Source organism: Klebsiella sp. MISC125 (assembly GCF_051131775.1).
Lineage (GTDB): Bacteria > Pseudomonadota > Gammaproteobacteria > Enterobacterales > Enterobacteriaceae > Klebsiella.
The window spans coordinates 115,254-139,530 of sequence record NZ_CP180448.1 but is presented as its reverse complement, the minus strand read 5'-3'; the positions used below and the strand labels follow the sequence as shown (position 1 = coordinate 139,530).

Genomic DNA, 24,277 nt, shown 5'->3' with positions numbered 1-24,277 from the left:
GGTATTCCCGGCTTGCGGCGTAAACGCCTTAGCCGGGCTACAAAACCCCAAACAGCACGATCTTGTAGCCCGGACAGGTGCGCAGCACCGCCTCCGGGTTTTTTATCAGCCAAACATCGGCAACAGCAGATACAGCTTAATGACCAGCGCGTTAACGATATCAATAAAGAACGCACCCACCATCGGCACCACCAGAAACGCCATGTGTGATGGGCCAAAACGGTCGGTAATCGCCTGCATATTGGCAATCGCCGTCGGTGTCGCGCCGAGGCCAAAGCCGCAGTGCCCGGCGGCCAGAACGGCGGCATCGTAGTTTTTCCCCATCATTCGATAGGTCACAAACACCGCATACAGCGCCATTGCCACCGTCTGCACCGCCAGAATGGCAATCATCGGCAGCGCCAGCGACGCCAACTCCCACAGCTTCAGGCTCATCAGAGCCATCGCCAGGAACAACGACAGGCTGACGTTACCCAATACCGACACCGCGCGATCAAACACGCGATACAGCCCCAACGCCGACAAACTGTTGCTGAGGATCACGCCGATAAACAGCACGCAAACAAAGGTCGGCAGCTCGAATACGGTTCCCGCCAGCAGTTGCGCAACGAACTTACCTACCGTCAAACAAATGGCAATTAACGCGATGCTCTCAATCAGCACCAGCGAGGTAATCATGCGCCCCATTTCCGGCTTTTCAAACGCGGTCGGTGCAACCTGATCGTCCGGCGTGCCGTCCGGTGAGGAAGAGTGCTTAACCAAATAGCGCGCCACCGGGCCGCCGATCAGGCCGCCAAGCACGAGGCCAAACGTTGCACAGGCCATCGCCACTTCGGTAGCGTTGGCGAAACCATAGCGCTCGACAAACAATTTACTCCACGCCGCGCCGGTGCCGTGACCGCCGGAAAGGGTAATGGAACCCGCCAGCAGCCCCATCAGCGGGTCGAGGCCCAGCAGCTTCGCCATGCCGATACCGAGGGCGTTTTGCAGCAGCAGCAGTCCCACGACAACGATCAGGAACGTCCCCACCACTTTGCCGCCAGCCCGCAAGCTGGCGAGGTTGGCGTTCAGGCCGATGGTGGCGAAGAACGCCAGCATCAGCGGATCTTTCAGGCTCATATCGAAATCAATTTCGATATCCATGCTTTTCTTCAGCGCCAGTAAGGCCAATGCCACCAGCAGGCCACCCGCAACGGGTTCAGGAATGGTATATGTCTTCAGGAAAGGGACGGTTTGAACGAGTTTTCTACCCAGTAGCAACACTAATGTTGCGGCAACGAGCGTCGATAAGGTATCGAGATGAAACATAAAAAGAGCTCCTTATAGGCGCATGATCCATTCACACGCGACGGTATTCCCGGTGTCGATTGCTTCTCATCATGAGTAATCGGGAGGGGATTTTAAGCAGAAGTACGGAAAAAATGACAGAAAAAGATATTTTGTAGGGATATTGATGCGATCAAGCATACAAAATGTTAATAATTTTTCTAAGCCTATTCCCTGTATAAATATTTATCGCTAAAGAGTGGCAAACGTTTGCTTTTGGTCTACAGTCCGATAAAATCCCCGCTTTGCCACCTTTGGGATTGTTGTGATGTCCGTTAACACCGCAGAGTCAGAAAATGCGCAACCGGTTGCGCATAAGCAAGTCAGCGAATTAATCTACCGCCTTGAAGACCGCCCACCGCTACCGCAAACTCTGTTCGCCGCTTTCCAGCACCTGCTGGCGATGTTTGTCGCAGTCATCACCCCGGCGCTGTTAATTTGCCAGGCTCTGGGCCTCCCGGCTCAGGATACGCAACACATCATCAGCATGTCTCTGTTCGCCTCCGGTGTCGCATCCATTATTCAAATTAAAGCCTGGGGGCCGGTTGGCTCAGGGCTGCTCTCAATCCAGGGCACCAGCTTTAACTTCGTCGCGCCGCTGATTATGGGCGGTACCGCGCTGAAAACCGGCGGCGCCGATGTCCCAACCATGATGGCTGCGCTGTTCGGTACCCTGATGCTGGCCAGCTGCACGGAAATGGTCATCTCCCGCGTCCTGCACCTCGCGCGGCGCATCATTACCCCGCTGGTCTCCGGCGTGGTGGTGATGATTATCGGTCTGTCGCTGATTCAGGTTGGCCTCACTTCTATCGGCGGCGGCTACGCGGCCATGGCTGATAATACCTTCGGCGCGCCGAAAAACCTGCTGCTGGCGGGTATCGTGCTGGCGCTGATTATTATCCTTAACCGCCAGCGCAACCCCTATTTGCGCATCGCCTCGCTGGTGATCGCCATGGCAGCGGGTTATCTGGCAGCCTGGTTCCTCGATATGCTGCCAACCAATACCGCGCCAACCGACAGCAGCCTGATTATGGTACCCACGCCGCTTTACTACGGCCTGGGCATCGACTGGAATCTGCTGCTGCCGCTAATGCTGGTCTTTATGATTACCTCACTGGAAACTATCGGCGATATCACCGCCACCTCCGACGTCTCCGAGCAGCCAGTTTCCGGCCCGCTATATATGAAGCGTCTGAAGGGCGGCGTGTTGGCTAACGGCCTGAACTCGTTCGTCTCGGCAGTATTTAATACCTTCCCGAACTCCTGTTTCGGGCAGAACAACGGCGTGATTCAGTTGACCGGCGTCGCCAGCCGCTACGTCGGCTTTGTGGTCGCGCTGATGCTGATCGTGCTCGGCCTGTTCCCGGCGGTAAGCGGCTTCGTGCAACATATCCCTGAGCCAGTACTCGGCGGCGCAACGTTAGTGATGTTCGGCACCATCGCCGCCTCCGGCGTGCGCATCGTCTCCCGCGAACCGCTGAACCGCCGCGCGATCCTGATTATCGCCCTGTCGTTGGCCGTCGGCCTTGGCGTTTCCCAGCAGCCGCTGATTCTGCAGTTCGCCCCTGACTGGCTGAAGAACCTGCTCTCCTCAGGTATCGCTGCCGGTGGTATCACGGCAATCGTGCTGAACCTGGTTTTCCCGCCAGAGAAAAACTAATCCTGCCTGATGCCCTGGCCGCGTGATGCTGGCCAGGGCATGTACATCATCCACCTCACATCATCTCATTACACAATTCCTGTCTTGAGGATTGCGCATAATTCGGGCATAACAGCCTTATGTGCCTCGCTCAGGATCGAAGATCATGAAATTTCTCGGAAAGCTGATTCTCTGGCTGTTGATTGCCCTGCTGGTGGTGATCATTGCGGTTTATTTCCTGCTGCAAACCCAGTGGGGCGCACGCCAGGCCAGTGCCTGGCTAAGCGACGGTACCGGCTGGAAGGTCTCTTTCAACAAAATGGACCACAATTTCTCCTCGCCAATGCACCTGCAACTGCAAAACGTCACCCTTGGTCGTGACGGCAAACCGGCGACGCTGGTGGCTAAAACGGTGGATATCGGCTTTAGCAGCCGCCAGTTTAGCGACCCACTGCATGCCGACGAGATTGTCCTCAGCGATGGCACCCTGAACTTCTCGCCTTCATCAGCAGCCTTACCGTTCGCCGCCGACCGCCTACAGTTGCGCAACATGGCGTTTAACAGTCCGGAAAGCGACTGGGATCTCAGCGCTCAGCGCGTCACCGGCGGCGTCAGCCCATGGGCACCGGAAGCGGGCAACGTCCTCGGTAAAAAAACGCAGATTCAAATGAGCGCAGGGTCGATGACGCTGAACGGCATCGAAGCCAGCAATGTGCTGATTCAGGGGAGTATCGATAACGGTGAAGTAGCGCTCTCGACCATCGGTGCTGATGTTGCCCGCGGCACGATGACCGGGACGGCGAAACGCAACGCCAACGGCGGCTGGCAGGTCGATAATTTACGCCTCAGCGAGATCCGCCTGCAAAGCGATAAATCGCTCGCCGACTTTTTCACGCCGCTCACCACGCTGCCTTCACTACAGGTTGGCCGTCTCGATATGACCGATGCCAGCCTGCAAGGGCCTGACTGGGCGGTAAGCAGCCTCGATCTTAACCTGCGTAATCTCACTCTCAGCCATGGCGACTGGCAAAGCCAGGATGGCACCCTGTCAATGAATGCCAACGAGTTTATTTACGGCTCGCTGCATTTCCTCGACCCTATCCTGAATGCCGGATTTTCGCCGCAGGGTATCGCGCTGCGTCAGTTCACCTCACGCTGGGAAGGCGGGATGGTGCGCACTTCCGGCAACTGGCTGCGTGCCGGACATGCTCTGGTGCTGGATGACGCCGCGTTCGCCGGTCTGGAATATACGCTGCCGGCCAACTGGAAACAGCTGTGGATGGAGCAACTGCCGGAATGGTTACAGAGCCTGACCCTGAAGAAGTTCAGCGCCAGCCGCAATCTGGTCATTGATATTGAACCTGAATTCCCGTGGCAGATCACCGCCCTCGACGGCTACGGCGGCGAGCTACAGCTGGTGAAGGACCGCAGTTGGGGTATATGGAACGGCAGCGCAACGCTGAACGCCGCTGCCGCCACCTTTAACCGCATTGACGTTCGCCGCCCATCGTTGAAGCTCAGCGCCAACGCCTCGACGGTGAACGTTAACGAGCTTAGCGCCTTTACCGAGCGCGGTATCCTGCAAGCCACCGCGGCGGTATCGCAGCTTCCGCAGCGCCTGGTCAACCTGAGCCTGAACGGCCGCGGCGTGCCGCTGAATATTTTGCAAGCCTGGGGCTGGCCAGCGCTGCCGGTTTCCGGCGATGGTAACGTGCAGCTGACCGCCACCGGCAGCGTGCTGGCGGATGCGCCGCTAAAGCCAACCGTCAATGGTCAACTCAGCGCAATCAATATGGAGAAGCAGCAGGTTGCGCAGGTGATGCGCAACGGTGAAGTCACCAGTGCCCAGGCTCCTGCTGCTCCGGCAATTTCCACACCCTAGTTTCCCCTCACCCTAACCCTCTCCCCGCCGGGGAGAGGGGCCGCTTAGTGGGGTTTCGGTGCTCCCACGTTATTTCACGTTCAGCGAATAGACCGCTGGCACCGCGCCAGCCGATTTCACCAGCTCAAGGGTGATTTTTGACACCGTCAGCGGCGCTTTCAGTGTATGTTGGCACAGCGAGTGATGATTGTCGTTCGCTTCAGCAATCAGTACATCGTCCGCCCACAGACGGTAGTGGGTGGCGCAGTGCGGCGTCACCGACTCCATGTGTCCCATTTGCACGGTTTCCATCGCATTATCAACATCGTTATCCAGCATCAGCGTCAGCGACTGTACGGTTTGCGGCGCGTCCCACTCCCAGATCAGTCGCGGCGCGGCATCGTCCAGCGCCGGGGCCCAGCCGTTAATCTGCTGTTCTGGACGCAGGCGACCGTTGAGCAGGTTCTGCACATCATAACAGCGCAGCGGCGTGGCAAAGCGCACGGCAGGCATCACCTGATGCGGACGGCGGCGCGGTACCCAGAAATCAAACGCCTCTACGCCAAAGTCGCCATCAACCACCTGGCGTGGATGCTTCGCCACGCGGGCGTTCTGGCTGTTAAATACCGTCATAATGCCCGGCAGCGCCAAATCACTCAGCGCCATTTCAACCTCGCTGTTGTGCTCGAAGGCGATAAACAGGTAGCGATCGGCGTCACTCTGCCAGCCAAACTCCACGCTGTATTCACCCGCTTCCTGTACCGTCAGCGTTTGTTCGTCGAGCAGGATGTCGGCGCAGTAATTCGCGGTCTTCTGACTGCTTAACAGGCTGACTTTTACCGGCTGAGCGGTCTCGGCGCGCAGGATAAAACGCAGGGCTGGCAGCGTTTCTCCGGCCTTCACCGGCAGCAGCAGCGCCATCCGTTCGTCCAGCGTCATCCAGCGGCCGCTGGCCGGCAGAGCGCTCAGCACCAGTTCACTGCTGGCGGAAACTCGCGCGCCGCGCGCGGGGTCAAGCAGGCGCTGGCGCGGAATGTAGCAGCCGGTCTGCTGCAAATGTTGCTGAAGCTTGCCGATATGCTGAGCTTCCGCCAGTTGCGGTGCGCTGAGTTGATGCTGTTGGCACAGGACCGCCGCACGACCAACCACTTCGCCAAGCAGCCCACAGGTACACATCACGCGAGCGCTGCCGAAGGCCACGTGAGAGGCGGAAATCAGACGGCCGGTGAGAAACAGATTATCCAGCGAGCGGCTGTAGAGGCTGCGGTACGGAATGGTATAGGTGCCTTTACTGTGGAACTGGCGACAGCCGTCATGCTTGCTGTAGACGCCGTCCGCCGGATGCAGGTCGATGGACCAGCCGCCGTAGCCAACCGCATCGTAGTGATCACGCTGCTCGATGATATCCTGCTGGCACAGCAGATGGTCGCCGATAAAACGACGGCTCTCGCGCTTACCGGGGATGGAGCCAACCCATTCGATGGTCAGGTTCTCGGCTTCCGGGAATTCGCCGGAGTTTTTAATGTAGTTCCACACCCCCCAGACGATTTTCCACAGCTCCCATTTAATCTGTTCGCTGTCATGCACGGTGTCGAGACGACCGCCCCACTCCAGCCACCACAGATCGCAGCCGTTTAGCGTCGAGGTCAGACGCTTATAACGCGGAATGGCTTCAATATCCTGTAGGGCAAAAGAAGGTGGCACGAACTTCACCGGCCCGCTGCTTTTGCGGGTGTAGAAATAGATAGAGTGGCCGAGCTTGTGGCCGAAGTTGTCGCCGGGGGCCATTTTTTCGCCCAGTTCTTCGGCATCTTCCGCGCCGACGCGATACTCAGCCCCCGCCAGATGCCCCAGCACGCCGTCGCCGGTGGCGTCGCAGAACTGCGTGGCTTGAATATGGTAGAAGGTTTCGTTGACCGCGTTAAAGCCGGTGGCTTCGGCAATGCGCTGACCTTCACGCTTGACCGCGTAGATGGCGGTGTTCAGCAGCAGGGTGAGGTTCTTCTCGCGCTGCGCCAGATCCAGCAGCAGCAGGTCAAACATCATCGGGTTACCTTCTTTGTTGCGCCACAGGTTCTCCTCAAGGATTTCACCCATAATGCCGCCTTCGCGTGACCAGCGGTTGTTGTTGCCCATATGCGAGGTGGCGCCGTTGGCCCACAGCCGTACTTCGCTGGAGGCGTTGCCGCCAAGCACCGGGCGATCCTGCGCCAGCACGACCTGCAAACCGTCTCGGGCAGCGGCGAGCGCGGCGCATAGCCCGGCCAGGCCACCGCCGGCGACGAATAGATCGGTACGCAGGGTCTGGTGGGGGAAATCACGTTCATGGGTGTGCTGGAAAATTTGCATAAATTGTAATTCCTGCCTTTCTGGCGATAAAATAACAGTCTTTAAAAAATGGGATCTCGCTATGTCGTCTCAACCTAATCAAAGCCTTATCGACGGTATTCGCTGTCTGCAATATCTGGTCTCCAGCGATCGGGCTATCGGTTGTCGCGAGCTGGCACGCCTGATGGACATTAACCCCACCCGCGTCAACCGGTTGCTGATGACCATGGCGGCAATCGGTCTGACCACGCAGGACGAACAGCGTCGCTATCTGCCCGGTCCCGGTATTCACGCGCTGGCCGCCCAAGCGATTCGCGGTTCAACGCTGTTCTCAAAGGCCCTCCCGTTGCTGGAAGCCTACGCCCCGAAAGATATCGTGGTGGCGATGGGCGTCCTGTGGGAGGACCAGGTTATCTACATCTTCCACTCTCGCCCCGGCAGCCATATCAGCCAGGCGCTGGCGGGTTTTCATATGATGTCGGCCAGCCAATCGGTCATCGGTCTTGCGCTATTGGCAGCCGAGGACGACGAAGCGCTATCCCAGCGTTTCAGCGCCGAGGAGATGGTGGGCATCGCGCCGTATCTCCAGCAGCAGCGTCAGCAGGGCCACGTGGTCTGGCCGCACGATGATGGCGAGCTCTCCATTTCTCAGCCGATTCAGTTCGGTTCGCACAAGGCGGCGCTGGCTTTTGCCGGGATGTATGGCTACACCCCAGAGCAGACGGCCGAGCGGCTAGCCGAACTCATTACGCTTTGCGATCGGCTGACGGCATAGCTTTGTCGCCGTCGAGGTCAATCTTGCCGACCACGAACAGATAAGAGCAGATCCCCAGGCAGGCCAGTACGGCGATGAAGCCGAGCGCTGGGGCGAAGCTGTGTCCGTCGATCAGCGCACCGATGGCGATCGGCACCACAATGGAGGAAAGCGCGCCGGTAAAGTTGAATACCCCGCCTGCCAGACCAATCAAATGACGTGGCGCCAGCGCGGTCACGAATACCCAGGTAATCGTCGCCAGGCCGTTGCCGAAGAAGGCGATGGACATAAACAGGATGATCAGCGTCGGGTTATCAGTGTAGTTGGCGCCGAGGATGAACAGGGTCAGCGCCATGCCGAGGATCACCGGCGCTTTACGGGCAAAGCTGGTGGAGACGCCGCGGCGGATCAGGCGGTCGGAGACAAATCCGGCCAGCAGCACGCCGACGAAGGCGGCCAGATATGGGACCGAGGCGACATAGCCAGACTTAATAAAGTCCATGTGGCGGTACTGCACCAGATAGGTCGGGAACCAGGTCAGGAAGAACCAGAAGGTGGCCGAGATGGTGAACTGGCCGAAATAGATGCCAATCAGCTTACGACTTTTGAACATCAGCCCCAGATCCTGCCAGCTGAACGGGCGTTTGGCTGCGTTTTCACGGCTTTCCAGCACCGCCCCGCCTTCGCGCAGATAATCCAACTCGGCTTTCGATACCGTCTTATGATCCAGCGGATCGCGGTACACGCAGTACCACAGCACGCCCCAGATCATCCCTACCACACCGGTAATCAGAAACAGCCCGCGCCAGCCGAACAGATCCTGAACATGGAACAGAATGGGCGTCATCAGCGCCATACCCACAAACTGTGCGGAAGAGTAAATACCAATGGCCGTGGCGCGCTCTTGTTCCGGGAACCAGCTGGAGATCACTCGGTTATTTGACGGCATCACCGGGGCTTCGAAAGCGCCAACGCCAAGGCGCAGGCCAACCAGAGCGCCAAAGCTGTTCGCCACGGCGTGCAGCGCGGTAATCAATGACCAGATAAACAGCCCAACGCCGTACACCAGGCGGGAGCCAAGGCGGTCGATCAGAAAGCCGCCGGGGATTTGCAGGGCTGCGTAGATCCAGCCAAATGCCGAGAAGATCAGCCCCATTTGTAACGGGGTAAACTGCAGCTCGCCGGACATCTGCGTCGCCGCTACCGAGAGGTTAGTTCTGTCCATGTAGTTGATAATAATATTAATAAACACCAGGCCTAGCACAAAGAAGCGTACCCGTCCGGTCGAACGGGCGGTTGATCCTATTATCGGTTGTTCTGACATAGAGGTGTTCTCATAGTTTTAAGGTTTTAAAAGGTACGAGGCGTCATATCATTGCTGTTGTTGTTTCTTTTATAGAAACAATTGGCGAGATGCAAAGTGGGATGCGGAGAAGTGTGATCTCCCTTAAATTTGTACAGAAATAAAACCGGTTTCAGGCGCTGGAGAGGAAGAGATAAACATTGGCTCGGAGTATGCCCCCTCACCCTAACCCTCTCCCCAAAGGGGTGAGGGGACCGCTGGGTGCGGTCTTTCGGTATCGTGCGCGAGTGTGGCTTTCTCCCTCTCCCTTCGGGCTGTCACTTGATCGGACCTTCTGATCAACAGACTTCGCCAGTCTGTATCCTTCAACCATATCCTGTAACTTGAACCAGCCTTCCTACAGCAGCTTCTATTCCACCGGACTCGAGACAGATTCCTGGGAGAGGGATGGGATGAGGGTAATATTCCCGCAGATGAAACCTGTTGCCATTTTGCGGCTATTTGTACCTATTTCCCGCAACCTGTTCCTTTCAAATAGCGGACTTGCTATAACAAAAATACTGGAAGTCAAAAAAATAATTAAAGTCCCTGAACCTACAAAAATAAAGGAACAACCATGTCTGTAATACGCCAACGTATTATGGAGAATATGCAAAAATTCTCCAGGGCAATGATCGGCGCAGTATTGTTCTTGCCGGTCATTGGCCTAATTCTGGCACTCAGTTCTGTCTTAACCAACCCGACATTAATTTCGGAGACCAGCTTTTTACACCAGCTCGGGCAGCTTCTTGGTGACACCTTCTGGCCATTATTTGGCAACCTCGGTTTATTATTTTGCGTTGGCATCAGTTACGGCCTGGCGAAAGATAAAAAAACCGAAGTGGCGCTGGTTGCGGTCATGTGCTTTATCATGTTTCTCGGTGCCAACCATTCGTGGCTGGAGCACACCAACGGCCTCGCAGAAAAAATTAACGGCGAATATTACGGTACCGGACAAACTCAGCTACTGGGCTTTGTGGTCGTCGATATGGGGATCTTTCTCGGGATTATCCTCGGCTGCACCATCGCCTGGGTGCATAACAAAGTATCGACCATCGAACTGCCCGGCGCACTCTCCATGTACGGTGGCGCGAAGTTAACGCTGGTGGCGATGACGCCGGTCGTCATCTTCTATGCTATCGCCTTTACCTGGTTCTGGCCGTTTATGACCCACGGTATCGCGGCGCTGACCGGGTTTATGAAAAACGCCGGCGTGGCGGGGGTCTTCGTCTATGGCTTCTTCGAAAAATTCCTTATTCCTACCGGCCTGCACCACTTCGTCTGGTCGCCGTTCCAGCTCACGCAAATCGGCGGTTCGCTGAGCGTCGACGGGCAGGTAGTTTCCGGTACTCAGGCCATTTTCCTCGCCTATATGCGCCACCCAGATCTCACTCCGGTGATGAACGAAGCTTTGCGCTTCTCGCAGCAGGGAATGACCACCATCTTCGGCCTCGCCGGTGCGTCGCTGGCGTTCTACCACACGGCGAAACCGGAGAAAAAAATGATGGCCAAAGCAATCCTGCTGCCCGCCATTATTACCTCGATGCTGACCGGTATCACCGAACCCATTGAGTTTACCTTCCTGTTTGTGTCACCGCTGCTGTGGGTGATTCACGCCACCTTAACCGCGGCCTCACAGGCAATTTGCGACATCTTTACCGTTCGTCCCTGGGGCGCATCCGGGCTGATTGAATTCCTGATTTACAACCTGCCGCTACCGGCTTCCTTAACACGCTGGCCAGGCTATGTACTTATCGGTATCGGTCAGTTTGCCGTCTACTACGTTATCTTCCGCACTCTGGTGGTTAAGCTAAATCTCAAAACACCGGGTCGTGAAGACGATGAAAACGTGAAGCTATATAGCAAAGCGGATTATCGTAAAAAAATGGGCGAACCGCAGACGGTGACTAATGAAATTATCAATGGCTTAGGTGGTAAAGAAAATATTATTTCCGTCGACAACTGTTTCACCCGCCTGCGCGTCGCAGTTCATAATATGGAACTGGTTGACGATGCCATATTAAAAAGCACCGGCGCAAATGGCGTAGTACGAAATCGTAATGAAGTTCAGGTTATTTACGGCGTCAAAGTGGGACAGGTTCGTTCCCGGGTTGATAGCTGGCTAGCAGAAAATTAATTGGGAGTTATTTATGAAATTAACCGTATTAGGCGGGGGCGGCGTTCGCTCTGCATTCCTGGCAAAGTCTCTGGCATATAACGCGCACCGCATTGGTTTAAAGGAAGTGGTATTTCTCGACAGCTCTGCCGATAACCTGGCCGTATTTGGCGAAATCGCCCGCTATGTGTTTAATACCATTCGCCCGGATATTCACTTTAGCATTACCAGCGACCCGGTATCAGCGCTGAAAAAAAGCCACTATGTGATAACCACCTTGCGCGTAGGCGGCGATGAGAGCCGCATCCGCGACGAGCGGATCGCGCTGGAAAATAACACCCTTGGCCAGGAGACCACTGGCGCAGGCGGCTTTGCTATGGCAATGCGCTCGATTCCGGCGATTCTTAACTACTGCCGCCTGATTGAAGAGCACGCCGCTGAAGACGCCATTTTATTTAACTTCACCAATCCGTCGGGGTTGGTGACCGAGGCGATTATCAAATCCGGCTTTAAGCGCCGGGTGTACGGCATCTGCGATGCACCATCGGAGCTTATCCGTGAGCTGCCGGATATCCTCGGCTGCGACGAGAACGACCTCGGCGTCGAGTGCTATGGGCTGAACCACTTCTCCTGGTTTACCCATTTCACCGTGCGCGGCGAAGATGTCACCGAGCGGCTGATCGCCAGCCCGGATTTATACCGCAAAACGGCGATGCAGTACTTTTCGCCGGAGCTGGTCCAGCTGTGTGATAAGCAGTTGCTCAACGAATATCTCTATTATTACTACTATCGTGAAGTGGCGTTAAAAGCGATTCAGAACGCGCCGGAAACCCGTGGCGAGCAGATTGCCCGCATCAATCACGATATGCGCGAAGAGCTGCGAACCATCGACGTAAAAGCCAACCCGGAAGCGGCGTTTACCATCTGGATGAAGCACTATTTACGCAGAGAAAACAGCTACATGCAGAACGAGTCGCAGCAGGAGAAATTCCACACCCGCGAACCGTTGACCTTAAAGCAGTTTATCGAGGAGCCGGATACCGGCGGCTATGCGGGCGTGGCGCTGGATATTCTGGAAGCCGTCAACAGCACTACCACCAAGCGCATCGTGGTGTCGATGCCCAACAACGGTACTCTGGATTTCCTGCGTGCGGACGATGTGATTGAGATTAGCTGCGACCTGAGCAAAGACGGCCTGAAGCCGGTGACGCCGAAACATGTGCCAACGGCGCAGAAAAACATGATCGCCAACGTGAAAGAGTATGAGCGGCTGGCGGTGGCGGCCATTTTGCAGCGGGATAAATCCCTGGCGGTCCGGGCGCTGATGGCGCATCCGCTGGTTGGCTCTTATTCACTGGCGAAAACGTTGGTTGAAGCCTATCTCGATGATAAGCAGTTCGCCGACTGGCAATAAACGCCCGGCTAAATTCCCCGGATGGCGGCTAACGCCTTATCCGGGCTACCGGATCGCAGACGACGGTAAATTTGTAGCCCGGGTAAGGCGTTTACGCCGCAACCCGGGAATGGTTTTGTAGCCCGGGCAGGTGCGTCAAGCGCCGCCTCCGGGGATACCCGTTTGCATAAACCACATCTTCAGCAGCCGCTCAAAGCCGAGTATGCAATAACCGAAAAACGGGTTACTCCAGTAAATATCGTCATCGAACTTCTGCGGGTCGTGAATGATAAACGCCGTATCCGCTGCCTGCGCCAGCGGGCTTTGATAATCGCCGGTAAAGCAGACCAGATTAATCTCTTTCCCCTCCAGCGCCTTCACCCAGTTCAGCGCCGAACTACTGCGCCCGGATTTGGAAATAATCCAGATCGAATCAAATTTGGCGGCATTCTTCTGCTCGAGGATCTCGTAATCCGGCCACAGCGCCAGGCTGGCATTCACCCCGGTCACCAAAAATTTATTATAAATATACTGGGCGATCAGCTGCGAAAAGCCGCTGCCATGAATCAAAATGCGGTGATGTTGCAGGCTTTCCAGCAACGGCGTTATGCGCTCCACCGGCTGAATGCTCATATAGTCAATATCATTGGTCACATCGAGCTTGGGCATGGTGATATTGAATTTAATAAAATAGACCAGCTCCAACCAGCCGCTGAATTTCAGCTTTTTCGCCAGCCGCACCAGCGAAGAGGGATTGCTATAACAGTGCTCCGCAACGGCGCGGACCCCCTCGCGAACGCATTGCTCAGGATCGTTCTGGATAAAGCGCAGCACGGTCATCTCGGTTTTGCTTAGCTTTACGTCACGAAAGATATTTTCTAAATCCATTCCGGGCTCCTCTCAGCGGCAAACTACGCTATCACCTGGCGGCAATAGTGTCTGTGGGATGAATCACCAGAATGAAATGAACGTTACTTTTTTCGACAAAATGGAATAAAAAATCCTAACAGGGAGGAGGGTTCAGATTGCTGACAAAGTTCGTTCTTGTGGAATTGCCCGGTGGCGGCTAGCGCCTTACCGGGCCTACGGGAAGTGCATAGCTTGATGATATTACTGGTTTTGTAGGTCGGGTAAGGCGTCAGCCGCCACCCGACAAGAATACGGCACCTTATCTAAATCAAGTTTGTCATCAGTCTCAACCCTCCAGGGAGGAGGGTTGTATTATCAGTCATCATGGCCGCTTTTCAACGCCCATACTCACTGCACAATAACCATTTCATCGGTTCATCTTCCTGAATGATTGGGAAGCGACCGCTGACTTCCAGAAATCGGTTATCGCGCTTATCATCGTTGACCATCGATATTTCCCAACCCATCACCAACGCGTTTTCGGCCCAAAAACGGTGATAGAGCATGGGTGGCAAACAGACACCCTGCCCGGGTTTTAGCACCAGGGTATCGCCCGGTTTCAGCGTGCGCTGACAGCCATCAACCGCGACGCTCACGCTGCGCTGAGCATCCAGTTGCTCCTCCTCCGTCGCCCATGCCAGCTGCATGCAGAGGTGGCCGCCGCCGCGATTCAGAATGTCTTCCATCTTGTGATAGTGAAAATGCCATGGCGTTTGTTGATCCTGCTGAATCTGCAACATTTTCTCGGCATACGGTTTGGGGTAGCGCGCATCGGATAACGCGCCGTTGCGCAGGGTCAGCAGCGTCAGGCCGGTTTCATTAAAACAGCCGCTACCAAAATCGGTAATATCCCAGCCAAGCTGTAAATCACGCACTTCCTGCCACTCTTCCGCCCGCTTTTGTGACCAGAAATCGGCAGTAAACCCAGCGAACTCGGGCAAGCAGATGCGAAAGGTTTCGGCGATGGCATGGGCTTTATCAATCGCATAATTAATCTGTGAACGTTTCATTGTCGACTCCGCTTCAGCCGCAGAATGTGAATGTCGAGGCGGGTTACCCCGCCTCGTTGGGGTATTAATAGAGGCTGGCCTTGCCGGTTGAACCAAAGAGCTTCATTTTGTGGCGAATCACTTCCCGTGCAGCATTAATCGGTTCCGGGTAAATCACGTTCGGATCCCACCAGGTTTCTTTCGCCAGAATTTCGCGCGCTTTCAGGAAATAGGCATATTTCATGTCGCTGGAGATATTAATTTTGCCGACGCCAAGGGTCACGGACTCGGCAATTTCCGCATCCGGGTTAGCCGAGCCGCCGTGCAGCACCAGCGGAATCGACAGACGTCCGGCGATATCGCGCAGGATGTTCATTTGCAGTTCCGGCTGCATCCCTTTCGGGTAGATGCCGTGCGCGGTACCAATCGCCACCGCCAGCGTATCCACGCCGGTACGGGCGACGAAATCTTCCGCCTGGGCCGGGTCGGTATACGTGACCTTCGACACACCGCCTTCGACGGAAGTACCGGTCTGGCCGATAGTCCCCAGCTCCCCTTCAACCGACACACCCACCGCATGCGCCAACCGCACTACTTCGGTGGTCAGAGCCACGTTTTCTTCGTAAGGCAGCAACGAGCCATCGATCATCACCGACGTAAAGCCGCACTGAATAGCGCGCAGGACATGCTCGACCGATGCGCCATGATCCAGATGCAGAGTGAACGGCACGCGGCTGCGCATAGTGATATCCCGTACGTAGCTAAAAAACGCGTCGCCAACAAAATCATGCTCGCTGGGATGGATAGAAATAATCGCTGGGGTATTTGTTGCTTCCGCCTCTTCCACCACAGCGCGAATAAAACAGCTATCCGCCACGTTAAATGCGCCAATCGCAAAGCCATGTTCACGGGTCGGTTTAAGTAATTCTTTCATTGAAACTAACATCGTTATTCTCCAGTTTCAGGGTGTAGTAAGCCCTGCCAGGGCAGATATGCGCTGGCATAGAAGGCATTACTGAAATTTAATCAGGCTTTATTGATTGAGCCGGATGCATGTAAATAGGGGACGATGGCGTCTGCACTGGCCTGCTCCATCACCGATAGCGCGTCGGCCAGCTCAATGGAGCTGTCGTGGCACAGGGTATGCAGCAGTGCCGCTTTTCCGGCTTCAAACACCGCCGCCCCAACGTTGATTTTCGCGACGCCCAACTCCGGGCAACGTTGCAGTTGATCGAACGGCGTGCCGCTCCCGCCGTGTAGCGCCAGCGGGACGGACGACACCCGCTGTAGCTGCGCCAGACGGTCGAAATCGAGCGCTGGCTTCACACCGGGGGCATACATGCCGTGCGCCGTCCCCACGGAGACCGCCAGCAGGTCGATCCCGGTCTGTTCGATAAAGGGAGTCACATCCTCCGGCTGGGTCATTAAATCGGCATTGGTGGCCTGGTCGTAGCGCGGCGCATCCGCCAGATGTCCCAGCTCGCCTTCCACGCACAGCCCAACGCTGGCGGCCAGCTCGGTCACCGCGCGGGTTTGACGGATGTTCTCCTCCAGCGCGAACGCTGAAGCATCAATCATCAGCCCGCTAAATCCGGCGCGGAAAGCCTGGCGAATCTTGATCGGGTCCTTACCGTGGTCAAGGCTTAACGTGACGGGAACGCTCGCCTCTTCCGCCAGCACCCTGACTACCGCCGCTGCGCTAGAGGCCGGAAAGTGCGACAGGTGCCCCTGATACAGGTTGAGAATAATCGGCGCACGATATTTTTCCGCTACGCGCACCGCCGCACGGGCGCTTTCCAGGTTCATGCAGTTAATCGCCAGCAGGGCATACCGTTCGCGCCAGGCTTTGGTCACCATACTTTTCATGTCGGCAAACATAGGGCCTCCTTTATTCGAGGGTAAAGGTGATCTCTTCGTCTTTGACTTTCTGGTCGCTCAGCTCATCGAACTCTTCATCACGCTCGGTCACCGGCTTTTTCCACAGCGACAGCATTACGCCGCAAATCACCGTGCCGATCCCAAGGGAGAGACAGAACAGCAGAGGATGGGTGAATAGCGGTACGACGAACATTCCACCGTGCGGCACCGGGCTCTCGACGCCCCAGGTCATGATCAGCCCACCGGCTACCGCCGACGCCACCACGCAGGATCCCACGACGCGCAGCAGATCGCGGGCGGCAATCGGGATCACCCCTTCGGTGATCATGCAGATCCCCATTGGGAAGGCGGCCTTCAGAGCTTCACGTTCGGCGCGGGTATATTTGTGCCGGGTCAGCAGGAACGAGAGGGTGATGCCGAACGGCGGGATTATCGAACCGACAAACTTCACCGCTTCCGGGCCGTAGACGCCGCTGACCAGCAGACCATCGGCAAACAGCGACATGGTTTTATTCACCGGGCCGCCGAAGTCAAAGGTCGCCATGGCGCCAAGAATGGCTCCCAGCAGGAAGCGCGAGCCGCCCTGCATCGACTCCAGCATGTGGATTAATGCTTCCTGAAGCCAGGCGATCGGCTTGCCAATCAGGGTCATCATCAGCAAACCGCTGATCACCGTGCTTAACACCGGCAGCACCATGATCGGCATCAGCCCCTGCATCGACTTCGGCAGCCGGATATAGTGCTTCAGCGCCAGCACCGTGTAGCCGACCAGGAAGCCGCCGAGCATACCGCCAATAAACCCGGTGTGAATTTGCCCGCAGACAAAACCGACAATCAAACCCGGCGCAAATCCAGGGCGGTCAGCAATGGAGTAAGCGATGGCAGCGCAGATCAAAGGCACAATCAGCCCCATGCCCCAGCCGCCAATTTGGTTTAACATCCACGGAATGGTGCCGGTTTTCTCACCAACGTTCGTCCCGCCAAGCACTTGCCCAAGCGCGATACAGATCCCAGCGGCGACGATCAGCGGTATCATCCATGAAATACCGGTTAATAAATGCTTCTTAATTTCCTGTGAGACGGGAATTTTATTCTCACTCATGGTAGATCCCTCCAGATTAAGGATCAGGCATTAGCCAGGGATTTTTCGACCTTTTCGATAAACTGAATCGGCGACTTAATAACCACTTCGGTTTTCACTCTGACAATCCGTTTATTTTTAAAACGTTCCTCACCTTTTATTTTCACGTCAATGGCAAGAATCACCACATCTGCGGCGTCAATATCTTCCGCCGCAAGTTCATTCTCGGTACCAATAGTCCCCTGCGTTTCGACTTTGACATTGTGACCCAACGCTTTCGCGCCTTTAATCAGCTTCTCACGTGCAATATAAGTATGAGCAATCCCCGCGGTACAGGCGGCAACACAGACAATATTCATCTCGGACTCCGATAGTTATTGTTAGTAAGCATCCGATTCGGCATATTGACTAAACAAGTCAATAATCCTCTGCGGACTGGTTTCTTCGAGCAGTTGTTCAATAATGTCATCATCCGCCAGCGCCCCGGCGACCTGGGACAGCAGGCGAATATGGGTGGTATTTTGATCTTCAAGACGCACGGCGAATAAAATAATGCAGCGAACCTGGCTACCGTCCAGCGTTTCCCAGGCAATATCCTGCTGGGTGCGGCCAATAGCGAGGGTGGTATTAATAACAGCAGACGATTTTCCATGAGGGATCGCGATATGATTTTCAAACCCCGTTGAGCCTTCTGACTCACGCTGCCAGACATCCTGAATAAAGGTTTCACGGCAGCTTATCGCACCATCTTTTTGCAATAAATCGGTTAATTCCTCGATAGCTTCCGCTTTATTCGTGGCCTGCATATTTAACAAAACGCGTTTGGTGTTTAAAATCCTGGTTATGTCCATATTCTTTACCTCATGGATATAAAATTTCATTATCTACAGCAGAGATTGCCGCTTGATGTAATTTATCGGTGACGATTTTTTCCGTAACCCGCCGGATATCGGCATCATTAAAAAATGCGCTGACATAAACCACCGGCAGATTGATTTCCGGCAGATTTATTGTCGAAATAACCAGTTCAATATTATCCTGCGGTTGAAGGGTATGCAGGTTCCCTGCCGATACCACGCCGACAATAGTCCAGTCGGGGAATGCTCTTAGCACCCGGCTTTTCAACAGGTGTGATGTGCCAATTCCCGTCGAACAGACCAGCAGAACGCGTTTGCTGGCGACCTGTCTTTCCATCGCGGCCTGGAAATGAACGGTTAAATAGCCAATCTCGTCGTCGGAAACCGCGCATTCTCCCCAGCCGCTGAAGACCTGATTCACCGCGCGCTGGGTCAGCGGCCAGACATCCATTAGCTCACCTTTAATATCCTCAAGCAGAGGGTTGCGAATATAAATGCGAAAATTAAGGCGGTTAATCAGCGGTTTTATATGAATAAGCAGGCCATCGTATAATGCGCTGTCGGCGGTTAAATCGATGTCAATCATGGCTGAAAAAGCGTTAATCAGACGGCTGGTCACCAGCCGGGCCTCGTCGCTCGAGTGCATGTAACGCGCCATACTGACATCATCACGCTCTTCAACCACCACGCCGGATGAGATGATGTATTGATAAATAAACCAGACCTCATCTTCCGGTAGCGAATGGACGATCCGCGCTTCAATTTTTTGCAGCATATTCTGCGCCACGCTGAAAACAGTCTCATCAAAGAGCTGATTTCCCTGTTCCCGGCGCGGTAAGGCATTCCCGCGAGTAATGCGATACATCATGATCAGGATATGGGTGAAGATATTGACATAATACGGTTCACCTAACGACCAGCACAGCCTGCGCTCCATTTCCTGTAATAATGACTGAACAAATAAAACGTCTTCCTCGCCAAAATAATGGACCAGCGCTTTATAGCTTCCTGAATCCAGGCGGGAATGGATAATACAGCCGGGTTCGTTGTGATTAATTACGCCGTTAATTAACGACGCCATCGCCTGGCGAACGCGGGTTTCACTGCCTTCGATATGCGTGCCGCTCTGGCTGCGGATCAACGCTAAACCTAGCGGGGTGATCCATGACTCGATAATTTTCAGATCATTAACGATAGAGGCACTGCTAATAAAATAGCGCTCCGACAGTTTATTAATTGAGGTTTCCAGCGGTGTTTCGCTTAATAACTGCGAGGCGATTTTCACTCGCCGGGAGTTATTCATCATCACATCGCTATCTTCGCCCTCATTACTGAGTAATTGGTCTAATTGCAGCAGGTCGGTGACATTATCAGCGATTAACATCACGCCAGTACCTGAGCGCTTATCGATAATAATTTTCCACTCAGAGAGCCACTGCTGTAAAAAACGTAAATCGCGCTGAACCGTTTTTTCTGAAACATTTAAATATTCAGCGATTTTCATTAACGTAACGTATTCTCTCCGGGGCAGGAGAAATTTCAATAATCTGTTCTGTCGTGAGGTAATCATTTGCATTATTTACCCTTTTTGCATAGCAGATTAATGCCAGGCAGACATCGCGATACGACGCGAGCTCTACATAAATCATTGAGGATAAATATAAGGAGGCAGGGAGTAAACAACAATACTAAATCGTGTCCGGACATCCGGACAGAAATAAAACGAGAAGAGGCATTAAGGAATAATTATAATTCAGATCACATTTCAGAAAGAAATATACGTGATAGCGATCTCAATTTACCGCAAGAATATACCAAGGGATATTTAATCGCCTTTAGCTTTAGTGCATCCCCGGAGGCGGCGCTTCACAAGCCTGTCCGGGCTACCAGCCCGCAGACGGCTGTGAACCCGTAGCCCGGTCAGCGCAGCGCCACCGGGAAGGATAAACTGAAACGGCTACGGGTCCGCAGATGGCTGCGAACCCGTGCTTCGGGATAGAAAAACCTTACAGCGTAATCGTCAGCGCGTTGCCCTGCGCGGTGACAACTGCGCCCAGCTCGCTGCCCGCCTGAGCGCCACCCTGCACGCCCGCAACCTGCGGGATATTGCGCAGACACAGCGTCCAGCCGCTGGCATCGCCTTCACCGCTAACGGTAATGGTGTTGCCCTGGCGTTTCGCCTTCAGCGTGAAGACCACCGAACCGTCCGCTGCCGGAACCTGGCAGACGGCTTCGCGGCCATCGTCGAGGTTGAACAGCTGGAAAGCGGTGCCTTCGTTCCACGCGTAGTCCGGCTTCTGGTCGTTGTTGCCCAGCGCCAGCAGGGTGTTGTCGCGCACGTAAACTGGCAGGCTCAGCACATCGTGATTCTGCTTATGCCAGCGGCTACCCTGCGCTTCGTCGTTACGCCACAAGTGCGTCCAGCGGCCTTCCGGCAGGTAGAATTGCACATCGCCCGCTTCGCTAAACACCGGTGCGACCAGCACGGAATCACCCAGCATGTACTGACGATCCAGATAGTCGCAGGCCGGGTCATGCGGGAACTCCAGCATCATAGAGCGCAGCATCGGCGTACCGAACTCATTGGCCAGCGCCGCCTGACGATACAGATACGGCATCATGCGGCATTTCAGCTGCGTGAAGTGACGTACCACGTCGCAGGACTCGTCATCATAAGCCCACGGCACACGATAGGATTTGCTGCCGTGCAGACGGCTGTGGCTCGATAGCAGGCCGAAGGCACACCAGCGTTTGTAGACGTGGGCAGGCGCGGTATTTTCGAAGCCGCCGATATCGTGGCTCCAGAAACCAAAGCCGGACATGCCGATCGACAGGCCGCCGCGCAGGCTTTCCGCCATGGATTCATAGTTGGCGTAGCAGTCGCCGCCCCAGTGCACCGGGAACTGTTGCGCGCCCACCGAGGCAGAACGAGCAAACAGCACCGCCTCTTTCTCGCCAACGGTCTCTTTCAGCACGTTCCACACCAGCTCGTTATAGATGAAGGCGTAGTGGTTGTGCATTTTCTGCGGGTCGGAGCCGTCAAACCACTGCACGTCGGTCGGAATGCGCTCGCCGAAGTCGGTCTTGAAGCAGTCAACACCGATATCCACCAGGCCTTTCAGCTTGTTGGCATACCACTCGCAGGCTTCCGGATTAGTGAAGTCATAAATCGCCAGACCCGGCTGCCATTTATCCCACTGCCACAGCGAACCGTCCGGACGTTTCAGCAGGTAGCCTTTCTCGTGCAGCTCTTTAAATACCGGCGAACGCTGGCCGATATACGGGTTGATCCACACGCAGACTTTCAGACCTTTATCTTTCAGACGCTTAATCATGCCTTCCGGGTCAGGGAACGTGACCGGATCCCACTCAAAATCGCACCACTGGAAGGCTTTCATCCAGAAGCAGTCGAAGTGGAACACGTGCAGCGGCAGATCGCGCTCCGCCATACCGTCAATAAAGCTGTTAACCGTCGCTTCGTCGTAGTTGGTGGTGAACGAGGTGGTCAGCCACAGACCGAAAGACCAGGCTGGCGGCAGCGCCGGACGTCCGGTGAACTGGGTATAGCGGTTCAGCACCTCTTTCGGGGTCGGGCCGTCGATCACGAAGTATTCCAGATGCTCGCCTTCGACGCTGAACTGCACCTTAGAGACTTTCTCGGAGCCGATTTCGAAAGAGACGCGCTCAGGATGATTAACCAGCACGCCGTAGCCGCGGTTAGTCAGATAGAACGGGATATTTTTGTACGACTGTTCGGTACTGGTACCGCCATCTTCGTTCCAGGTATCGACCGTCTGACCGTTGCGCACCAGTGCGGTAAAGCGCTCGCCGAGGCCGTAAACCGTGTCGCCGACGCCAAGATCCAGGCGCTCGAACATGTAGTTGCGATTAGTGTTCGTATCCTGCACATAGCCGTCGTTTTTCAGCTGGCTGCCGGTGATACGCACGCCGTCACGCAGGAAATCCAGCGACCAGAAGTCACCTTTGGTCACGCGGGCAGTCAGGTTACCGCTCTTCAGCTCGGCAACTTCAGCGCCGTTCTGAATCTCTACCTTCACGTCTTTCAGGACGTTCAGCGGATAGTGCGGGCCGTTGTTCAGCGCACCCTGGAAGTGCTCCATGCGCACGCCAATCACCCCTTCCTGCGGGGAGAAGAAGCGCACGGTAAACAGCGGGGTATCCAGTTGAGCGGCACGCTCACGGACCTCGCGCGACGCGACATAGACCACCATTTCGTTACCCTGCTGCTCAACCTCGTACACCTGCACGGGTTGGATCAGATTGAGCCCTGGTTGGATAAGCCAGTTTCCATCACTGATTTTCATCAATAGCTTCCTCTTAGTTTTGCAATTCTTTGCCTGTCGGCGCTGAAGTGAAGTCGTGTTCGTTGCGACGCGCGCCCTGAGCCAGTTCCGCCATCATCTTTTTCAGGAACGGCGTTTTCAGGGTGTAGTAGCGTTTAGCGATAACCGCGCTCAGCAGGTAACAAGCCGCCGGAGCGAGGGTAAACAATGAGATGATGATGGTGATGGTGGCGCTGTTCTGGGTTTTGGCTGCGGCGTCGTAACCGCCACCGGCCAGCATCCAGCCAATCAGCGCGCCGCCCAGCGCCAGGCCCAGCTTGAGCACGAACAGGGTGCCCGCGAAGCTGATGCCGGTCAGGCGTTTGCCGTTGCACCATTCGCCGTAGTCAACGGTGTCGGACATCATCACCCACTGAATCGGCGTCACCAGTTGGTGCAGCACGCCAATCACGAAGATAAAGGCGAACATGGTGATTTCGGCGTCCATCGGTACGAAGAACATCGCCACGCTCAGCACTGCCAGGATGGCGTTGGTCCACCAAAAGACGCTGACTTTGCATTTCCAGTCGGTGAGCGGCTTCGCCAGCGCCGAGCCGATCAGGTTGCCGACGCAGTAGGTGGTCAGGAACACAGTAAACAGCGCAGCGGACCCCATGATCCAGGTGGTGTAATACATCATCGCGCCGCCGCGAACGCAGACCGCGAGAATGTTCAGAATGGTCAGCAAGCCAACCACGCGCCACTGATCGTTGCGCCAGATATCGCGCAGGTCTTCACGCATTGAGGTGGAGCTTGGCGGCGCTTCGACGCGTTCTTTGGTGGTGAAGAAGCAGAAGGCAAGCATCAGAAAAGCAATCACCGAGAGCACTGCGATGCCGCCCTGAAAGCCAAACGCCTTGTCTTCGCCGCCGATAAAGTTCACCAACGGCATCATCAGGACGGTCGAGAGCATGCCGCCCGCCGTCGCCAGCACAAAGCGCCAGGACTGCAGGGAGATGCGCTGCGTCGGGTTGTCGGTAATGACGCCGCCCAGAGCGCAGTACGGAATATTGACCACGGTATAGAGCAGGGTCAGCAGGGTGTAGGTAACCGCGGCGTAAATCAGCTTGCCGTTATGACTCAGGTCCGGCGTGCTGTAGGCCAGCACGCAGACGAGGCCGAACGGGATCGCGCCAAACAGTATCCACGGGCGGAATTTCCCCCAGCGGCTGCGGGTGCGGTCGGCCAGCAATCCCATGCACGGGTCGGATATCGCATCCAGCGCGCGGGCCAGCAGGAACATGGTGCCGACGTAGCCGGCAGGAATACCAAAAATATCGGTATAAAAAAACATCATATACAACATGACGTTATCAAAAATGATGTGGCTGGCGGCATCGCCCATGCCGTAGCCAATCTTCTCTTTGACGGACAAAATATGATTTTTCATAACAACACACTCATCTCTCAGCGATACCGCTTGTTGGTACCGGTTACAGAATTTGTAAACTATCTGCGCAG

At 55.3% G+C, this 24,277-nt stretch carries 18 protein-coding genes; 5 read left to right on the top strand and 13 right to left on the bottom strand.

Going from position 1 to position 24,277, the window contains the following annotated elements; genetic code table 11:
- Positions 1 to 105 precede the first annotated feature (105 nt).
- The gene (gene gltS, locus ACMYSL_RS00655; protein WP_182235330.1) at positions 106 to 1,308 is read right to left on the bottom strand and encodes a sodium/glutamate symporter; all 1,203 of its coding nucleotides are present in this window, start codon (positions 1,306 to 1,308) and stop codon (positions 106 to 108) included.
- Positions 1,309 to 1,594: 286 nt separating this feature from the next.
- Here gltS and xanP point away from each other — a divergent pair, with 286 nt between their 5' ends.
- Both xanP and ACMYSL_RS00645 read left to right on the top strand, forming a co-directional pair.
- Positions 1,595 to 2,986, top strand: coding sequence for a xanthine/proton symporter XanP (gene xanP / locus ACMYSL_RS00650; protein WP_110276931.1), 1,392 nt, complete (start codon positions 1,595 to 1,597; stop codon positions 2,984 to 2,986).
- A 145-nt stretch (positions 2,987 to 3,131) separates the two neighbouring features.
- Positions 3,132 to 4,847 (top strand): AsmA family protein, encoded by a 1,716-nt coding sequence (locus ACMYSL_RS00645; RefSeq protein ID WP_434661112.1) that lies wholly within the window; start codon positions 3,132 to 3,134, stop codon positions 4,845 to 4,847.
- Positions 4,848 to 4,916: 69 nt separating this feature from the next.
- Here ACMYSL_RS00645 and ACMYSL_RS00640 read toward each other — a convergent pair whose 3' ends face one another.
- Positions 4,917 to 7,175, bottom strand: coding sequence for an FAD-dependent oxidoreductase (locus tag ACMYSL_RS00640; protein WP_434661111.1), 2,259 nt, complete (start codon positions 7,173 to 7,175; stop codon positions 4,917 to 4,919).
- Between the two features lie 61 nt (positions 7,176 to 7,236).
- Between ACMYSL_RS00640 and ACMYSL_RS00635 the strand changes: the two genes are divergently transcribed.
- A complete protein-coding gene (locus ACMYSL_RS00635) occupies positions 7,237 to 7,929 on the top strand; it encodes an IclR family transcriptional regulator (protein ID WP_434661109.1) in 693 nt (230 codons plus the stop codon).
- On the opposite strand, the gene ACMYSL_RS00630 is transcribed toward ACMYSL_RS00635, so the two are convergent.
- Entirely contained in the window at positions 7,901 to 9,232 is a 1,332-nt protein-coding gene (locus tag ACMYSL_RS00630) for an MFS transporter (protein ID WP_434661107.1), read from the bottom strand. The genes ACMYSL_RS00635 and ACMYSL_RS00630 overlap by 29 nt on opposite strands.
- A 595-nt stretch (positions 9,233 to 9,827) precedes the next feature.
- Between ACMYSL_RS00630 and ACMYSL_RS00625 the strand changes: the two genes are divergently transcribed.
- Both ACMYSL_RS00625 and ACMYSL_RS00620 read left to right on the top strand, forming a co-directional pair.
- Complete coding sequence (locus ACMYSL_RS00625) at positions 9,828 to 11,387, top strand: PTS transporter subunit EIIC (RefSeq protein WP_182235332.1); 1,560 nt, start codon at positions 9,828 to 9,830, stop codon at positions 11,385 to 11,387.
- A 13-nt stretch (positions 11,388 to 11,400) separates the two neighbouring features.
- A complete protein-coding gene (locus ACMYSL_RS00620; RefSeq protein ID WP_434661105.1) occupies positions 11,401 to 12,780 on the top strand; it encodes a glycoside hydrolase in 1,380 nt (459 codons plus the stop codon).
- A 135-nt stretch (positions 12,781 to 12,915) separates the two neighbouring features.
- Here ACMYSL_RS00620 and ACMYSL_RS00615 read toward each other — a convergent pair whose 3' ends face one another.
- The 10 genes from ACMYSL_RS00615 to ACMYSL_RS00570 form a co-directional block, all read right to left on the bottom strand.
- Positions 12,916 to 13,647 (bottom strand): MurR/RpiR family transcriptional regulator, encoded by a 732-nt coding sequence (locus ACMYSL_RS00615; RefSeq protein ID WP_181484412.1) that lies wholly within the window; start codon positions 13,645 to 13,647, stop codon positions 12,916 to 12,918.
- Positions 13,648 to 14,003: 356 nt separating this feature from the next.
- Entirely contained in the window at positions 14,004 to 14,678 is a 675-nt protein-coding gene (locus ACMYSL_RS00610; RefSeq protein ID WP_434661104.1) for a D-lyxose/D-mannose family sugar isomerase, read from the bottom strand.
- 64 nt (positions 14,679 to 14,742) lie between these two features.
- A complete protein-coding gene (locus ACMYSL_RS00605; protein WP_181484410.1) occupies positions 14,743 to 15,603 on the bottom strand; it encodes a ketose-bisphosphate aldolase in 861 nt (286 codons plus the stop codon).
- A gap of 80 nt (positions 15,604 to 15,683) precedes the next feature.
- Positions 15,684 to 16,535 carry a class II fructose-bisphosphate aldolase gene (locus ACMYSL_RS00600; protein ID WP_304254261.1) on the bottom strand — a complete coding sequence of 284 codons (852 nt, stop codon included), beginning with the start codon at positions 16,533 to 16,535 and terminating at the stop codon, positions 15,684 to 15,686.
- Between the two features lie 10 nt (positions 16,536 to 16,545).
- The gene (locus ACMYSL_RS00595; RefSeq protein ID WP_182235338.1) at positions 16,546 to 17,637 is read right to left on the bottom strand and encodes a PTS fructose transporter subunit IIC; all 1,092 of its coding nucleotides are present in this window, start codon (positions 17,635 to 17,637) and stop codon (positions 16,546 to 16,548) included.
- A gap of 23 nt (positions 17,638 to 17,660) precedes the next feature.
- Positions 17,661 to 17,975 carry a PTS fructose transporter subunit IIB gene (locus ACMYSL_RS00590; protein WP_004126741.1) on the bottom strand — a complete coding sequence of 105 codons (315 nt, stop codon included), beginning with the start codon at positions 17,973 to 17,975 and terminating at the stop codon, positions 17,661 to 17,663.
- Positions 17,976 to 17,996: 21 nt separating this feature from the next.
- The gene (locus tag ACMYSL_RS00585) at positions 17,997 to 18,467 is read right to left on the bottom strand and encodes a PTS sugar transporter subunit IIA (protein WP_434661101.1); all 471 of its coding nucleotides are present in this window, start codon (positions 18,465 to 18,467) and stop codon (positions 17,997 to 17,999) included.
- Between the two features lie 10 nt (positions 18,468 to 18,477).
- Entirely contained in the window at positions 18,478 to 20,049 is a 1,572-nt protein-coding gene (locus ACMYSL_RS00580; RefSeq protein WP_434661099.1) for a BglG family transcription antiterminator, read from the bottom strand.
- Between the two features lie 430 nt (positions 20,050 to 20,479).
- A complete protein-coding gene (yicI, locus tag ACMYSL_RS00575) occupies positions 20,480 to 22,798 on the bottom strand; it encodes an alpha-xylosidase (protein ID WP_434661097.1) in 2,319 nt (772 codons plus the stop codon).
- A gap of 13 nt (positions 22,799 to 22,811) precedes the next feature.
- Positions 22,812 to 24,206, bottom strand: coding sequence for a glycoside-pentoside-hexuronide family transporter (locus tag ACMYSL_RS00570; protein WP_434661096.1), 1,395 nt, complete (start codon positions 24,204 to 24,206; stop codon positions 22,812 to 22,814).
- Positions 24,207 to 24,277 lie beyond the last annotated feature (71 nt).

What these genes read in the sequence shown, in the direction of transcription:
- xanP (WP_110276931.1), top strand. Translation starts at nt 1,595, where the DNA reads ATGTCCGTTAACACCGCAGAGTCAGAAAATGCGCAACCGGTTGCGCAT.
- yicI (WP_434661097.1), bottom strand. Translation starts at nt 22,798, where the DNA reads ATGAAAATCAGTGATGGAAACTGGCTTATCCAACCAGGGCTCAATCTG.
- ACMYSL_RS00635 (WP_434661109.1), top strand. Translation starts at nt 7,237, where the DNA reads ATGTCGTCTCAACCTAATCAAAGCCTTATCGACGGTATTCGCTGTCTG.
- ACMYSL_RS00590 (WP_004126741.1), bottom strand. Translation starts at nt 17,975, where the DNA reads ATGAATATTGTCTGTGTTGCCGCCTGTACCGCGGGGATTGCTCATACT.
- ACMYSL_RS00640 (WP_434661111.1), bottom strand. Translation starts at nt 7,175, where the DNA reads ATGCAAATTTTCCAGCACACCCATGAACGTGATTTCCCCCACCAGACC.
- ACMYSL_RS00580 (WP_434661099.1), bottom strand. Translation starts at nt 20,049, where the DNA reads ATGCAAATGATTACCTCACGACAGAACAGATTATTGAAATTTCTCCTG.
- ACMYSL_RS00630 (WP_434661107.1), bottom strand. Translation starts at nt 9,232, where the DNA reads ATGTCAGAACAACCGATAATAGGATCAACCGCCCGTTCGACCGGACGG.
- ACMYSL_RS00595 (WP_182235338.1), bottom strand. Translation starts at nt 17,637, where the DNA reads ATGAGTGAGAATAAAATTCCCGTCTCACAGGAAATTAAGAAGCATTTA.
- ACMYSL_RS00570 (WP_434661096.1), bottom strand. Translation starts at nt 24,206, where the DNA reads ATGAAAAATCATATTTTGTCCGTCAAAGAGAAGATTGGCTACGGCATG.
- ACMYSL_RS00585 (WP_434661101.1), bottom strand. Translation starts at nt 18,467, where the DNA reads ATGGACATAACCAGGATTTTAAACACCAAACGCGTTTTGTTAAATATG.
- ACMYSL_RS00600 (WP_304254261.1), bottom strand. Translation starts at nt 16,535, where the DNA reads ATGTTTGCCGACATGAAAAGTATGGTGACCAAAGCCTGGCGCGAACGG.
- ACMYSL_RS00615 (WP_181484412.1), bottom strand. Translation starts at nt 13,647, where the DNA reads ATGGATTTAGAAAATATCTTTCGTGACGTAAAGCTAAGCAAAACCGAG.
- gltS (WP_182235330.1), bottom strand. Translation starts at nt 1,308, where the DNA reads ATGTTTCATCTCGATACCTTATCGACGCTCGTTGCCGCAACATTAGTG.
- ACMYSL_RS00605 (WP_181484410.1), bottom strand. Translation starts at nt 15,603, where the DNA reads ATGTTAGTTTCAATGAAAGAATTACTTAAACCGACCCGTGAACATGGC.
- ACMYSL_RS00620 (WP_434661105.1), top strand. Translation starts at nt 11,401, where the DNA reads ATGAAATTAACCGTATTAGGCGGGGGCGGCGTTCGCTCTGCATTCCTG.
- ACMYSL_RS00610 (WP_434661104.1), bottom strand. Translation starts at nt 14,678, where the DNA reads ATGAAACGTTCACAGATTAATTATGCGATTGATAAAGCCCATGCCATC.
- ACMYSL_RS00625 (WP_182235332.1), top strand. Translation starts at nt 9,828, where the DNA reads ATGTCTGTAATACGCCAACGTATTATGGAGAATATGCAAAAATTCTCC.
- ACMYSL_RS00645 (WP_434661112.1), top strand. Translation starts at nt 3,132, where the DNA reads ATGAAATTTCTCGGAAAGCTGATTCTCTGGCTGTTGATTGCCCTGCTG.